Below are 15,391 nucleotides of genomic sequence, written 5' to 3' on the forward strand. Positions count from 1 at the left end.
TGGCATTCGTTTCTTTAAATAACCCGTGGTGCTAGATAAAATCAGACAAGCATAAAAATAGCCCTTGCATGAGGATCTCCTTAAAATGAAAGTGCGACCAAACATTTAAAAGGAGAATTCACATGCAAGAGCACTTTCATTTTACAACAGATCGAGCCAAACTTCAAAAACAATATGTATCGATTTTGTGTTTTGTATCAGCTCAACTATCGAGTATCCAGATTCATCTTCAACGTCGAAATCTTCATTTGTTGAAACAGAAGGACGAGGTCATCATCGCCGTCCATGTCCTTGGAAAGTTGTTAGGCTTCACTTCCGAACGGGCTTGGCACCGGTTTGTGATCGGGAATTTGTTTTCCAAGGACTTGTTCCCTGAACGTTCTCGATACAACCGTCGCTGCCGAGCGCTTGGCTTTGCGATCAAGTGGATGCGGCACCAGCTGGCCAAGCGTGGACAACACCATGCGTATGCGGTCGTGGACAGTTTGCCGATCGAGCTGTGTCATTCATCCCGAATGTATCGCGCCAAACGGTTTCGTGGAATTGCGGATATTGGCTATTGTGCTTCGAAAAAGATCGCTTTCTATGGGTTGAAACTTCATCTGCAGGTCACCGACCAAGGGCTTCCGATGGGATATGTCGTCACTGAAGCGTCTTGTCACGATCGGGTGGCCGCTGAAACCGTCATGACGCAAATTCCACATCCATATAACCTAGGTGACAAAGGGTACATCAGCCAAAAACTGCAAAAGAAGCTGTACGAAGAGCATCGAGTCGCTTTTTGGACGCCCGTTCGAAAAAATCAGCGAATTCTCCAATCCGACGCATGGAAACAGTGGATGAAACGAAAACGCAAAGTGATTGAAACCGTGTTTTCGATTTTAGTCGATTCGTATCGGATCACCGAGATTCGAGCGAACTCGGTTTCTGGATTTGAAACGGCACTGGATGGTATTTTACTGGCTTACTCCCTTGTTGTTCTTGGGCTAGTTGAGCGTTAAGACTCAACTAGCACCACGGGTTTAAATAATATCGAATGCTTAATAAATATTTTCCTATAAATGTATTTATCAATAGTTGGAAAAACAGTCAAACGCCCGATGAAAGATGTCAAATTTCACACAGTACTTTTTGCCCAAAATTATCTCGAACCTATGATTTTTTCTAAAAACAATTGATGGCATACAATTCCATTTAACCAGTAATTCGGAATTCTAAAATTGGTTATTTGTGGTTTTTATGTTACATTTTATGGTGCATATAACTTATTTTTTGTAAAAAAATCTAGGTAATGGAAATTGTTTATATTGCGCTTTCATAATTGAGGATTTTTTGTTAGGAGGATGCCGATTGTAGTTAAAAATGCTGTCTTTTTTTGAAATTTTGATAACCCTAAGGACCTGTTCTTTGATGCAAACGCGGAAAAGTATGCTTACAACAGTTAATCCCGTATAACATCTAATACCCTTGCCTATATTGGCAAGAAAAAAGGAAGCAATTACCTCTAAATAAGACAATTACTTCCGGGATTTTTCTTCATTTCTACTTTTTTTGGACTAGACCATTGCAAGGCAAGGCTATCAATTTTTTGGATCTTCACTTGGCATTCTCTTTTTAGTTATATTTTTTTCTTACAACAGCAAAACATATACTCCCCATTCCAAGTAAAATAATGCCAATCAGTAGGAAATTAAATTGATTGGTAGCTGTATTTGGCAATTTTTTACCTTCTAGTTCCTTCTTTTCTTCTGCTAACTGTTCAGATTTTGTTGGTTGTCCGATTTTTTCTTCCGGCTGTTCAGGTTCTGCTGGTTGCTCAGGATCTTCTCCCGGCTGTTCAGGTTCTGCTGGTTGCTCAGGATTTTCTCCCGGCTGTTCAGGCTCTGCTGGTTGCTCAGGATTTCCTCCCGGCTGTTCAGGCTCTGCTAACAATTCGGCTGTAATAAGCGCAAAATATACAGAGTAAGCAGCAGTTTCCCCATTATTTGAAATCTCTATAGTATACGGTATGGATGGATCAATATCTTTAAAAATATGTGAAGAATCAGCTGCTATTTCCTCACCCGTTTCTTGATTTTGTAAGCTAACTTCGACATTAGCTTTCGGAATGATTTGTAAGCTTAATTGACCATTTTCATCAACAATTAAATGGCTTTTTTCAACAAAATTCGCAAAATCCGCTCCAAAATCTGCTAAACTGAGAACATATGTGCCTGCATCATAGTGTTTCGTTTTTAGAATATTTGTTACTGCTTCTTTCAATGCTTGCGTAGCAGATAAAATTTCCACTCTTGTTGCGGCTAATTTGTTACTAACCTTCTCAGCTTCATTAAGTGACGTTTGAAAAGTATTCACATGCTCCCCATCAGCTTCCAATTTACTTGGATCGATTTTCTTTGCAAGTTCAACGAAATCTTTTAAGTCTTCTTGGATATTGACATTAAAGTTTAAATATACTTCTTTTTCCACACCATCCGTATTATATTTCACATAAGAAATGCCTTTCCAAACATCGTCTCCAGCATCCTTGTGCCTAATGTTTATTTGATAAATATTAGTATCATTTTTCGCTTCTACAAAATACACTTTAGACATAGCACTTGAAAAACCGCCATTTGCAGTATCTGCGGCTTTATAAATTTGTAAAGTTTCTTTTGGTAAATGAACAGGAATATTAGCAACAGTTTGATATGTTCCAAATTGCTTTAATACTGCTGTTGTTTCTTCGCCGAAATCACCTGCATGCTCGGACAGTTCTGCATCATCACCAATAGAGTTTAAAACTCTAAATCTTAAAGGCTCTATCTTAAAGAATTGATCCCTCTTTACAGAATCCATTGCAAATTTTAGACTTTCTATTGCTGCATCAACCTCTGTTTGTGTAGCATTTGGATTATTATAAACGTTTTCAGCGTTGGCAAGCCTTCTTTGAATTTCGGGGACAGCATAGCCATGTTCTCCTTCAGAATAAACATATGGAATCAAAGTCCCTCTAGGATGCACTGTATTAAAGAGGTGTCTTGCCTCCTCAAGCACTTTTTCCAATTCAGATTTATCCGTTTCAACATCAATCGGTAGAGTACTTGTATCTAATTGTAATTGAACATTGTACCAATTATCATATATGCCACCAGGCATACCAGGGACATTTTCCATATGCACATGCATTAAAATATCTAAAGCTTTTGTTACATCCTCCATTTTATAACGAATCACATAATTCCCATTATCTTTTCGTTCTGGCTGAACTTGCTGATACCCATCCATACCAGATATGTTATCACCTGAAATAACAGCCTTTGGCTTACCTGGCAGTCGATAACCAATATAAGGTAAATAATCTTTGTTTACTGCTGTAATTTCATGCTCAAATATTATCGTATCATCTTCTATAATCAATCTTCCTGAATTAGCAACATACAAATAACCATGAGCTGCTGATGTTTCCGCAGTTCCATCTTTTAAATAACGATAATCAACTCCTTCATATGTTCCATTTACTAATCCTGCCCCTTCCGCATGAACATTATGAAATATTGGAAGGATAGGTGATAAAGTCAACAGGAATATTGCAATACCTATCCATAATAACCTACTTTTCCTCTTCAAGCTGATCTCTCCCTAATCACAAAATTTTTCCAATGGAGAGTGAATGGAAAAACCCCGCCACTCTCCAAATATTCTGAAAATATCAAAGCCATTGAATAAATAGAGGAATATATCCACTATGCGGACCAGCGTTTACATATAATTGAACAGCTAAATTTACATCGAAATCATAGACGTCAAAAGTAAATTGAACATTTCCATCCGCATCAACTGTCCGATTGGCGGAAACATAATCACTGCCATCCCATACTAATAAATCACCAATATAACTAGCATCCTTCAATGTAATAGTTGCAGAATTACCATCGATAACGGCATCACCAACAATAAACGAACTCGCGTGACTAGAATAATTCCCATTAGAATCTAAAAACTGATAATTTAATGTTGCGGCAGATACAGATACAGCAATCGCTATGGATAGCAATAATACACTTATGAACATCGCAACAGTTCTTTTATAGCTTAGATTAGTTTGAATCATTCTCTACCATTCTCCTTCATTTCTTGGTATTACATCCATTCTCATAAACCCTGCCATTACTTATTAAATCAATTGCGTTTACTTACTCCTCCCTCCTTTATGTTTTTATATGCCAGGGCATTTAATGGTAACGATAATCATTCTCAATATATGACGTAAAAAAACACCATTGATTATGATTGTGTTTCAATAATGATAATCATTATCAATGGTGCGCGAAAAAAAATGCCCTGCTTAATGAGCGGCATCTTGATGTAGTAAATAAAATGTTTGCCTATCAAGTATAGTTTTACCATTTACATGTATAATTGTCAACTTTTTTTGTATTGGTATGTCAACACTAAACTAGACAATTTTTTTGAGGTGTTTCTCTTTGTACTCCACCGGGCTTAAATACCCAAGTGTTCCATGTATTCTAACATGATGAAACCAATGAACATAATCATCTAATTCCAGTTTTAATCGGTCTAAATTTTCAAAATATTTACCTTTAACAAATTCTGTTTTGATAATTTTAAAGGTTGCTTCAGCTACTGCGTTGTCATAGGGACAACCCTTCATGCTTAACGACCGATTGATATTAGGTCAATAAAGTAGACACAAAAATTTATAAATTTTTTTCGCAGCTACCGCGCTATCGCTTGGTGGCCTTTTAAAAATAATTACGACGTTGTCCTAATTATTTTTAAAGGTAAATTTTCGGGATTGACAAAAACTTAAAACGAGATCCAACGGCTGCAAAAAATAAAGTTGACTATGTTACTCCTGGTATAAACGTACAAGCTGTAAAAATTAATAAAATGAGAGATAAAAGTCTTGATGGAACATCATATGCAACAGCTTATGCAACGGGAATTATTGCACAACTCTTAAGCGAGCAAAAAATAGATCGAACTTCTTATTTCAAGCATTTAAAAGACTACGCAAAACCTTTGGGCAAACAATCAGAATACGGAAATGGATTATTAACATTAAAAAAAGGGGATTAGAATGAAAAAACTATTGATTATCTCATTATGTTTTACTTTAAGTTTTTTAAGTATTGGACCAACTGCAAGTAATGTATATGCTGCTACCTCTGAAAATGAAGTTCCTGTATCTGTAGAAAGTAACATTCAAGAAGTTTTTAACTATGCAGCAGACGAAACAGAAGAAATTGTCCAAGAACTTGAAGAAGAGTTTAATACTGCTGAGGATACTGAACTAGAAGTTTCTAACTTAAATGTTCAGAATGATAGGATTATTATAGAAAGTAAAGTTTCAACATATAACTATGATGTGGATACTACTTTAGAAATACAACCTGAAGAGAATACTGCCCAGTATAACATTACATATGAAGAAAATGGGGATTTAATTGAAAAAGAGTATGATTTAAATATTAATGTTATAGATGATGAAAATTTTATTATAGAGTTTATTGATAAAGAAACTGGTGAAATCACAATTTATGATTCTTCAGTTGTATCTGCCTCAGCGGTTCCTTATGTTGCATATATTATAGGTTCTCAAGTTGTTCGTTTAGCAATTAAAGGTCTCGCGAAAAAATCTATTAAAGTTGCCAGTAACATGGGGAAAATTCTAAAGCACAATAGTCGAGGCGTTCTATTTGAAGGTAATGCTAGCAAAGGATGGAAACATATAAAGAATGGACATATTTTGGGCAAAGGTGCTAAAAAGGGCGATACATTATTCCCCAAAAACTTATCTGAATCTCAAATTAAAAATATTATTATGGAATCTTTACAAAAAGGTACTTATAAAGGTCAAGCAGCTAATGGTTATAAATCTTATGAATATAACCTAAATAAGTATGGTATAAATAAAATGAAAGTCATTGTTGATAAAGATGGTATGATTGTCACTGCGTACCCGTTGTCCGGAAAAAGTGTGATAAAAGTTAAATAATAAGGAGCAATCCTGTTAGAAGGATTTTCGGGGTCTTGAAAAAATAAAAGCCCTCTAGTATGATGCATGAGTGTCAACGCTCATTGACCCATCATCATACAGAGGACTCTATCATATGAATTTTAGTACAAACCATAAAATTAATCAAGTTCTTGAAAACACGTTAGTAATTGGCAGCGATATTGCCAAGCAGAAGCGTATCCTCAAACTGTAAATCAATAAAGTAATGTAAAATACTAAAATATATATCAGTAAAAATATTTTTTTAATAAGGTATAAACGGGTTAAACCGTTGATATCTCAACATTTAAAGAGGGAGTTATTATAATGAAAATATCTTTTTTTGTTGAATTATATGATGAAATGATTGGACAACCTTTTAATATAGATGACTATTTAGCCTGTCGTTTATCTATTTTTGTGCAGCAAAATGGGGAAAAAAAAGAACTTTGTAATTCCACTTTCCATGACGCCTTGCTTTTAGGTATGGGGAAAATTCTTTTGGAATTAAAAGAAAACCATACATCTTTTTCTAATGGATTTGAAACCTATGAAAATGCAATGGAATATACTTTAAACAAAACTGGTAAATTGCTTATTATTAAAGCCTACAGTGAATACGACAATACAACAGAAATCGCCTTTCAAGGTGAGTTTGAAGATTTTCTTACAGCTTTCTTTAAAGAATATGAACGCTACTTTAAAGGACTTCTTCAGAAGGATCCAAATGCCATTCAACACGATTCTGTTGAAATGATGGAGCAACAATTAAAAGCCTATAAAGAACTAAAAAACAAATATTAACTTACAATATTTAAAGGGAGTATGATTTAAAAAAGTTTTTGGGAGTATGAAATATTTTGTGTAAATGAATAGAATGATAAAAAAGGAAGACCTTTTCTTGATAGAATTGGGTTATCGCAAAAAATTCACAGAAAAGAGATCTCCCTATGAATCAGTTTACAACAGAGCTTGTCGATGCACTAGTCAAAAAAACAAGATATCACCGAGGTTTTCCGTACGCATTTAGAAACGGCAGTGAATACGTTACTTGCGACAGAACTAACATTCTTTTTAGACTTCGAAAAGTACGATCGTATCGGCTTTAACTCAGGTAATTCGCGCAATGGTTCTTATTCTCGTAAGTTACACACCGATTTTGGTGACCTAAATATCCGACACGTGATCTAATGGCGAGTTTAAACAACAACCGTGGCTCCATATAAGTGCTCAAACGATACGCTTGGAGCAACCGTCATTCTTTTGTTTCAAAAAGACATCACAATGACTGAAATTTTATATTTGCCTCATTTTGGGAAATCCTTAATAACACCATTTTTTAATCGAATAAATAATAATTTTGTTTATCTTGCTCATGATGATGGTTGGTTTTGTAAATTATATTGTAATGACATTCTATAGTAATAAAAGGTCCATGGACATGTTTCCCAAACAGGCAAATTAGGCAGACATCAATTCTATCAACTCGAGCCATGTTGAATGTGTGTCGCAGATAGTTTTGAGGAAAAATTAAGCAGAAAGAGCCGAAAATCTGTAAAAGATTTTCGGTGTTCCATCTGCTTTTATTTCAATTCTTCTAACAAATCGGTGTAGCATTTCCTCTGTTAAATCATTGAACAAAAGGTATTTGTCTAACTCGGCTTTTAGCTTAGCAATTTCCTCATGGATATTTTTACTTTCCAATGAGTGTTGTAATTCAGTCTTTTGAGCAGACAGTCTTTTCAATTCTCTATTGATTTCTTCAATAGCCCGTTGAAATCAGCTTTAGTAATGATTTCATTTGCTAACAGGTTGAGAAATTTACTTTTTCTTTCAACTAGCCGTTTCATTTCCCTTTCAATGCTAGCTAGCTTTTTGTTCGTCGTTTTCTCGGCTCTCACCGTTTGTTGTTCTAGTTTCTTTATTAAACCTTCTTTACTGATTTCCCTTGCGTATTTTTTTAGATCAGAAAGGATAATTGATTTAAGGCCACTTTCTTTAATAGCATGGTGACTACATTTTTTGCTTCCATGCCTACCGTATCCCCCACATATATATCCCTTTCGATTTTGTCTGTACCACATGCCTGTTCCACAGTCTGCACAAAAAGCAATATTAGTAAATAAATGCTTTTTAGGAGCAGTTATGTCCTCTTTCTAATTTTCATTTGTGCTTGTACAGCTTCAAAATCTTCTCTAAGATAATGGCAGGGTGGGAGTTTGATACAATTACTTGATTTTCAGCAGACACTTTCTTTCTCCCTTTTATTGAACGGATAGAAGTAGATAACAACCAAAATGTTAAAATTTACCACAAGCTTACGCCGATTTAGTGTGTAAAAGTTTAAACACGCTCAATCATTTTTTAACACTAGCCGTGAAACACACTCCACATGCGCCGTGTGCGGGAACATGTCGACGGGCTGGATGTATTCGACTTTGTACAAGCTGGAAAGAAATTGAATGTCTTTTGCCAGGGTGGACGGATTGCATGAGACGTAAACGAATCGTTTTGGCTTCACTTTTTTGATTGTTTTGAGAAACGCTCGGTCGCAGCCGGTGCGGGGAGGGTCGACGACGACAACATCTGGGCGCCAGCCTTCTTTTGCCCATTTTGGCATCCATGTTTCTGCTTTGCCTGTGACATATGTTGCATTTTTGATCCCGTGTTTTTCGGCGTTTTTTTTCGCGTCACGGATGGATTCTTCAATGACATCCATTCCTCTGATTTCTGCTGCATCCTTTGCCAGCCACAAGCCGATCGTGCCGACGCCGCAATAGGCATCTACGATTTTTTCGCTTCCTGTTAAACCTGCTGCTTTTTTGACTTCGTCATAAAGTTTGACCGTTTGCACCGGGTTAAGCTGGAAAAAAGCGCGGGCGGATAGTTCAAAGGAAAGGTCGCCCAATGTTTCTTGGATGACTTCTTCACCTTTTAACAAAACCGTTTTGTCGCCGAAAATCAGCGATGTTTTGCTTCCATTTATATTTTGCATGACTGATTTTACTTCCGGCGCGCGCTTCATGATCTCCGCTGCAATCAGTTCTTTTCGCGGCAATTCTTCCGCTTTTGTAATGAGGACGACTTGCACATGGTTCGTCTGAACGCCGGCGCGTACAACGATTGTGCGAACGATGCCCGTCCGTTTTCGCTCATGGTAAATCGGAATGTGAAAATCCTCCAGTACTTGTTTTACCGTTTGGGTAATTTTATCTGTCAGCGGGTGCTGGACCATGCAAGAGTGAATTGGAACAAGCTTGTGTGAATTCGCACCATACAGGCCTGCTATCACTTGCTGTTTTTCATTTCCGAGCTGAAATTGACTTTTATTGCGGTAATGCCAAGGGTCGTCCATACCGATTGTCGGACGGATGTCGAGGGTGTCAACCTCTAGGTTCGTATGCCGCTCAAGCGCTTGAATGACAATGTCCCGTTTGGCAGCAAGCTGCTGTTCATATTGCAAATGCTGCAATTGGCAGCCTCCGCATCGGTCATAATAGATGCAGGGCGGTTTCACACGATGAGGGGATTTTTTCCGTATTTTTTTAATAACGGCTTCTGCATAATTTGGTTGAATATTCTCTGCTTGAACGACCACTTCTTCCCCGGGCAAAGCTCCCGGGACAAAGACGACTTGTTTCTTAAAATACCCGACACCTTCTCCGTTAATGCCAAGCCGCTTAATTGTCAGCGGAAATTGCTGTCCCTTTTGAATCGTCACAGATGTCGGTCTATTTTTTATCTTCATTTCGCTTCTCCCCGTCTCTTTTCGATGCTTCGCCATAAATAAAAAGCTGCATAGCTTAAATAAGGAGCCCACTCGCGGCTGTAGTTTTCCATTTCTTCTTTTGTCGGTTTCTTTTCCAGTTGAAAATAATGCTTGATCGCATTTTGCAAGCCGATATCAGCAGCAGGAAACAGATTCGGCCTGCCCAGCCCAAATAAAAGAAAATTTTGCACCGTCCACGGGCCGATGCCGCGCACTTGAACCAATTTTTTCATAATATCATCATCGCTCCATTCATGGAAGGCCTGAATCGGCAGTGCTCCTTCTGCAATCAGTCTGGAGGTATCAATAACATATTCCGCTTTTCTCATGCTGAATTTCAGCGCCCGCAAATCTTCATAGTTCAATTTGGATACTGTTTCCGGTTTGGGATAAAACCATACATTATCTACTTTAAACCCAAAAGTTTGCACAAAAGCGGTCGTCAACTGATAGGCAAATGATAAATTTAATTGCTGATGAATAATGCATTTCATTAAACAAGCATACGGATGAAAATCTAACACGAGCGGCGTCCCTTCATGCTCTTGAAAAAGCGGAGCAAGGTTGGTTTGCAGGAAATGATCTTGAATGGTTTTAAGCGAATTCTTCCATTGAAATATGCGTGTCAGCTCATGGATGGCTCGTTCTTTTTGTTCATCCTGTTCCCCTGATATTTCAAATACTGGGTTTTCCTTCGATCCGATTGCTTTTACAGCGGCAACAAAAGGTTCTTCTTTTTCACTATAAAGAGGAACAAGGACGGTTCGCTTGTGCACGTCCACCTTGTTCAACGGATCAAGTGAAAGGCGCTCTAACACGCGGTCGAAGTCATACGGCGGCGCCGCTTTTATCGTCACATTCCACATGTTTTTACCGACCTTTATCGTATTTTTTCGGAGCTATTATATCACATAATCCGCTTCTATTAATAAAGAAATGGACTTTCAAACATTTTCTCCATCACTAGTTCGTCTAAGCTTTTAAAAGTATAGCCTTGCTGTTTTAAAGTTTTAATCGCTTCATCAAGCGCATCAGCGTTGTCTTTTGATACGGTGTGCAACAAAATGATCGCGCCCGGATGAATTTGATTGATAATGTTGTCGTATGCATATCGCCAGCCTTTTTGTTCATTCACCTTCCAGTCGACAAATGCAAGCGACCAAAAAATATTGCGATAACCGTATTTTTCGGACAATGCAAGTGTGCGTTCGCTAAAAATGCCCCTTGGCGGTCTCACATATACTGTTCCATCTTGGCCTGTAAGCTCCTTTACTTTGTCGCTGACGGCATCAAGCTCCTTCTTTATTTTATCAGCACTGATTGTCGTCATATCTGGGTGACTCCATGAATGATTGCCGACAATATGCCCTTCCTTCACCATTCTCTTTACAAGATCAGGGGCTGTTTTTAAATAATGGCCTGTTACAAAAAACGTCGCATGTACATCGTGCTTTTTCAGTACGTCCAAAATTTTCGATGTATAGCCGTTTTCATAGCCATTATCAAACGTTAAATAAATCTCTTTTTTGCTGGGATCTCCTAAATAAAACGCTCCATATTTATTTAAAAGTTCACTCCATTCTTTCCCGGCATCAGGAGGCTGATGATTGTTGTTTTTTTGAAAACCCCAATGAATCGGGTGATTGCTGACAGCAGCAGAGGCGCAGCTAAAAAAAGAAAAAAATAACAAGACAGAGCAATATAAAATCCGGAAATAATTCAAGCTGTGAATCTCCTTTCCATTATTTTTACTATTAGTCTTTATCCGTTTTTAGGAATTATGCTCCATCTTGATTTCAAAAAAATACCATAGCCAATCATCTGGCTATGGCATTGAGTTTAATATTTAGCTAAATACCGGCTCTTTAAATTGAGAAAGCTTTTCTAATGACGATTTTTCAATGTCTTCATGCAGGCTGTTGCCGTGTGAATCCATTGTGACAACGGCCGTGAAGTCTTTTACGCGCAAATGCCACATAGCTTCTGGAATTCCAAACTCCAGCAAGTCAACACCTTCAACCGCTTCGATGCAATCCGCATAATATTGAGCAGCACCGCCAATCGCATTCAAGTATACTCCGCCATGCTCTTTTAAAGCTTGCAGCGTTTTTTGCCCCATGCCGCCTTTGCCCATTACCGCACGGATGCCAAATTTTTTCATAATATCCCCTTGATAAGGCTCTTCGCGAATGGAAGTGGTCGGCCCAGCCGCTTTCACTTCCCAATTGCCGTTTTCATCTTTTAACATGACAGGTCCGCAGTGGTAAATAATTTGACCGTTTAAATCAACCGGCGCATCATGATCCATTAAATATTTATGGATGGCATCCCTTCCTGTGTAAATGATTCCGTTGATGCGAACAACGTCGCCGACTTTCAGCTCGCGGATTTGTTCTTCTGTAATTGGCGCTTGCAGCGTGATGACACGTCTTTCAGAGTCCGTTGATGCTAAATGTTCTTCTTGTGCAGCATTTTCTTGAAAATCAACATCTTCTCCATCTTGATAAAGCCATTTTATGATTTCACCCGTATTTGGATCGATATGCACACCTAAACGGCGGAATGCCCAGCAGTTGTATGCGACAGAAACAAAAAAGCTTGCAGGGATTCTGTGCATTGCGCCGACTTTGCAGCCTAATAAAGTGGTTTCCCCGCCAAATCCCATCGTTCCGATGCCAAGCTTGTTCGCATTTTCCATAATATATTCTTCCAATTGCCGCAATTCTTCGTTCGGATTTACGTCATCGACTTCGCGGAATAATTGTTCTTTCGCTAAATCGTACCCCGATGAACGGTCTCCACCGATTCCAACTCCAATGAATCCTGCGCTGCATCCTTGGCCTTGTGCTTGATATACCGCATGCAAAATACATTTGCGGATTCCATCCAAATCTCTCCCGGCTCTTCCCAATCCTTCTAGTTCGCACGGCAGGCTGTATTGAATATTTTTGTTTTCGCAGCCGCCGCCTTTTAATATTAAGCGAACATCGATATAATCTTTTTCCCATTGTTCAAATTTTACGACTGGAAGCCCTTCGCCCAAGTTATCGCCGGAATTTTCTCCAGTGAGCGAATCGACCGAGTTCGGGCGAAGCTTCCCGTCCTTCGTCGCTTGAGCGATCGCTTTTTTTATTGTTTCCTTTATTTGAATTTGATTGATACCGACTGGCACTTTAATTTTAAATGTCGGCAATCCGGTATCTTGGCAGATCGGCGATACATTTTCATCTGCCATTTTAATATTTTCGGTTATCGTGGCAAGCGACATCGCAGCTCTTGTACCAGCATTTTCACGCTGCTTCGCCTTCAAAATAGCGCGGCGGACATCCTTCGGCAATTTTGTAGACGTTTCCACAATTAATTGATACATACTCTCATATAATTTTTCCATCCCGCTTATCCCCCTTACATTCAGTCAAAAAACTCCCACTTAACACAATTTTTATTATACTTCTTTTAATTTTGATTGGAAAGGCATTCACGTGCTGATCATTTTTTAGGGGGATAAGGAGAGTGTTTCAACATTCATTGCAGCAGTTAAAAAAGGTTCAGCTTGCGAATTCTATCAACCGCTTCTAAAAGCCTGCTCTCATCAACTAATAAACCAACGCGTATGTATCCTTCTCCATATTGCCCGAAGCCGTTTCCTGGCGCAACGGCGACATCTGCTTTTTCAAGCAAATAATCGGCAAACTCTTCGCTAGTAAAACCTTTCGGAACAGGGAGCCAGGCAAAAAATGACCCTTTCGGAGCTTGAGCGTTCCAGCCAATTTGCCGAATAGCATTGATAAACGTATTTCGCCGTTTTTCATAAAGGGAGACAAGCTCCTCTACACACGACTGATCGCCTGTTAATGCGGCAGCTGCTGCTAATTGTATTGCTGGAAAAAGGCTGCAATATAAGTGATCTTGAATAAGATTAATACTTTCAATGATATTCTGGTTCCCTACAGCAAATCCAACGCGCCAGCCGGCCATATTGTAGGTTTTCGACAATGTGTACATTTCAATGCCGATGTCCTTAGCTCCTTCCGCTTCAAGAAGGCTGGTCGGTTTTTTGCCGTCAAAGCCGATCGCACCGTACGCAAAATCATGGACAACGGAAATTCGATGCTTCTTTGCAAACGTAACCGTTTCCTCAAAAAACTTAAGATCGGCCGTTGCTCCTGTCGGATTGTTCGGGTAGTTTAAATACACCAATTTTGCCGCTTCTTTATCCTCCAACGGAATGGCGTTGTAATCAGGTAAAAAACGATTTTCTGCCAACAGCGGGAACGTTTTAAATTGAGCCCCGGCTAAAACAACGCCTGATAAATAGTCTGGATAACCCGGGTCGGGCAATAGCATTAGATCTCCTTCATTTAATAGGCACATCGGCAATTCAACAAGTCCAGTTTTCGTACCGAATAAAATCGCCACTTCTTTTTCCGGATCTATATCGACACCGTATTGTTTCTTATAATATTCACTAGCCGCATGTTTTAACTCGCTAAGACCTGAAAATGGTGAATATTTATGTGTTTTCGGGTCTTCTGCTGCGGTTTGCAGCGCTTTGACGATATGCGGGGGAGTCGGCTGGTCAGGATTTCCTTGTCCTAAATTAATAATATCTCTTCCTTCGGCTACAGCGTTATTCACTTTTTTCACAAGGGCAGAGAAAAATTGTGTTGGAAGCTTTTTTAAACGTTCTGAAATCTCCACTCTAATCCACCTTTTTTTATAAAAATAGTTGAAATTATCATAAAAATTCTATAGTCTTTATATAAAAATGTCTAGGGGCTGAAAATCATGAAAGTTGCTTGTATACAAATGAATATCATTTTAGGCGAACCGGACCAAAACTATGAAATCGCTCAAAAAAATATAATAGAAGCAGCAAGCCATCAAGCGGATACAATTGTTTTGCCTGAAATGTGGAATACAGGATACGCCCTTGATCAGCTTGATGAGCTTGCAGACAAAAATGGAGAAAAAACAATTGAGTTGCTGACATCCCTTGCTAAAACATATCATGTCAATATTGTCGGCGGTTCAGTTGCAACGAAAAAAAACGGACAATTTTTTAATACCATGTACGTTGTCGACCGATTCGGAAATATCACCGCTGAATACGACAAAGCCCATCTGTTTAAATTGATGGATGAGCATAAATTTATGAGTGCCGGCCAAAAAGTAAATATATTTGAGCTGGACGGCATCACTTGCGGTGGTGTTATTTGTTATGATTTGCGTTTTCCGGAATGGATTCGCACCCATGCATTAAAAGGTGCAAACATTATGTTCATTCCTGCCGAATGGCCGAAAAAGCGAATTGACCATTGGCAATTGCTTCTCCAAGCACGGGCAATTGAAAATCAAATGTTTGTTGTAGCAGTAAACCGGGTCGGAGCGGATCAAAATAATGAATTTAATGGACACTCAATGGTCATTGCCCCTTGGGGCGAGCTTCTTGTTCATGATCAAACAGATGCAGGAATTTTTTACGCCCAACTGGATCTTCAAGAAATTGACCGTGTAAGAAAAACCATTCCTATTTTTCAAGACAGACGTCCGGAATTATATTTCGAATAAAATTTTACACCCCTTAAAAGAATGTGAAAGCATTCCCTTTTAAGGGGTTT

The 15,391-nt window shown here is 38.6% G+C and carries 13 protein-coding genes and 2 pseudogenes; 6 read left to right on the top strand and 9 right to left on the bottom strand.

Going from position 1 to position 15,391, the window contains the following annotated elements:
* Nucleotides 1–122: 122 nt before the first annotated feature.
* On the top strand, nt 123–1,001 hold the full coding sequence (locus RI196_RS15770; RefSeq protein WP_311066496.1) for an IS982-like element ISGth1 family transposase: 879 nt from the start codon (nt 123–125) through the stop codon (nt 999–1,001).
* 613 nt (nt 1,002–1,614) lie between these two features.
* Here RI196_RS15770 and RI196_RS15775 read toward each other — a convergent pair.
* The 3 genes and pseudogenes from RI196_RS15775 to RI196_RS15785 form a co-directional block, all read right to left on the bottom strand.
* Nucleotides 1,615–3,609: an LPxTATN C-terminal sorting signal domain gene (locus RI196_RS15775; protein ID WP_311066497.1), complete on the bottom strand. Its 1,995-nt coding sequence runs from the start codon at nt 3,607–3,609 to the stop codon at nt 1,615–1,617.
* An 82-nt stretch (nt 3,610–3,691) separates the two neighbouring features.
* On the bottom strand, nt 3,692–4,093 hold the full coding sequence (locus tag RI196_RS15780; protein ID WP_066247764.1) for a hypothetical protein: 402 nt from the start codon (nt 4,091–4,093) through the stop codon (nt 3,692–3,694).
* Nucleotides 4,094–4,438: 345 nt separating this feature from the next.
* Nucleotides 4,439–4,675, bottom strand: a pseudogene (locus tag RI196_RS15785) (IS3 family transposase); the annotation flags it as partial.
* Nucleotides 4,676–4,797: 122 nt separating this feature from the next.
* On the opposite strand from RI196_RS15785, the gene RI196_RS15790 reads away from it, so the two are divergent.
* From RI196_RS15790 to RI196_RS15805, 4 genes and pseudogenes are all read left to right on the top strand, one after another.
* The gene (locus RI196_RS15790; RefSeq protein WP_327847653.1) at nt 4,798–5,082 is read left to right on the top strand and encodes a S8 family serine peptidase; all 285 of its coding nucleotides are present in this window, start codon (nt 4,798–4,800) and stop codon (nt 5,080–5,082) included.
* 1 nt (nt 5,083) lies between these two features.
* Nucleotides 5,084–6,001: an SAR2788 family putative toxin gene (locus RI196_RS15795; protein ID WP_094244484.1), complete on the top strand. Its 918-nt coding sequence runs from the start codon at nt 5,084–5,086 to the stop codon at nt 5,999–6,001.
* Nucleotides 6,002–6,328: 327 nt separating this feature from the next.
* Nucleotides 6,329–6,805 carry a hypothetical protein gene (locus RI196_RS15800; protein WP_066247761.1) on the top strand — a complete coding sequence of 159 codons (477 nt, stop codon included), beginning with the start codon at nt 6,329–6,331 and terminating at the stop codon, nt 6,803–6,805.
* A gap of 146 nt (nt 6,806–6,951) precedes the next feature.
* Nucleotides 6,952–7,297: pseudogene (locus RI196_RS15805) on the top strand (transposase); the annotation flags it as partial.
* Between the two features lie 446 nt (nt 7,298–7,743).
* Here the strand turns inward: RI196_RS15805 and RI196_RS15810 are convergent.
* The 6 genes from RI196_RS15810 to RI196_RS15835 form a co-directional block, all read right to left on the bottom strand.
* Nucleotides 7,744–8,085, bottom strand: a complete 342-nt coding sequence (locus RI196_RS15810) for a hypothetical protein (RefSeq protein WP_311066498.1) — start codon at nt 8,083–8,085, stop codon at nt 7,744–7,746.
* A gap of 269 nt (nt 8,086–8,354) precedes the next feature.
* Nucleotides 8,355–9,749, bottom strand: coding sequence for a 23S rRNA (uracil(1939)-C(5))-methyltransferase RlmD (rlmD, locus tag RI196_RS15815; protein WP_094244480.1), 1,395 nt, complete (start codon nt 9,747–9,749; stop codon nt 8,355–8,357).
* Nucleotides 9,746–10,636: a DNA-3-methyladenine glycosylase family protein gene (locus RI196_RS15820; protein ID WP_311066499.1), complete on the bottom strand. Its 891-nt coding sequence runs from the start codon at nt 10,634–10,636 to the stop codon at nt 9,746–9,748. The genes rlmD and RI196_RS15820 overlap by 4 nt, the downstream gene beginning before the upstream one ends.
* A gap of 59 nt (nt 10,637–10,695) precedes the next feature.
* Entirely contained in the window at nt 10,696–11,493 is a 798-nt protein-coding gene (pdaA, locus tag RI196_RS15825) for a delta-lactam-biosynthetic de-N-acetylase (RefSeq protein WP_311066500.1), read from the bottom strand.
* 123 nt (nt 11,494–11,616) lie between these two features.
* On the bottom strand, nt 11,617–13,161 hold the full coding sequence (locus RI196_RS15830; RefSeq protein ID WP_311066501.1) for a fumarate hydratase: 1,545 nt from the start codon (nt 13,159–13,161) through the stop codon (nt 11,617–11,619).
* Between the two features lie 146 nt (nt 13,162–13,307).
* On the bottom strand, nt 13,308–14,471 hold the full coding sequence (locus tag RI196_RS15835; RefSeq protein WP_311066502.1) for a pyridoxal phosphate-dependent aminotransferase: 1,164 nt from the start codon (nt 14,469–14,471) through the stop codon (nt 13,308–13,310).
* An 87-nt stretch (nt 14,472–14,558) separates the two neighbouring features.
* Between RI196_RS15835 and RI196_RS15840 the strand changes: the two genes are divergently transcribed.
* Entirely contained in the window at nt 14,559–15,341 is a 783-nt protein-coding gene (locus RI196_RS15840) for a carbon-nitrogen family hydrolase (protein WP_311066503.1), read from the top strand.
* Nucleotides 15,342–15,391 lie beyond the last annotated feature (50 nt).

Origin of the sequence: Aeribacillus composti (genome assembly GCF_031760945.1) — a bacterium.
Taxonomy (GTDB): domain Bacteria; phylum Bacillota; class Bacilli; order Bacillales; family Aeribacillaceae; genus Aeribacillus; species Aeribacillus composti.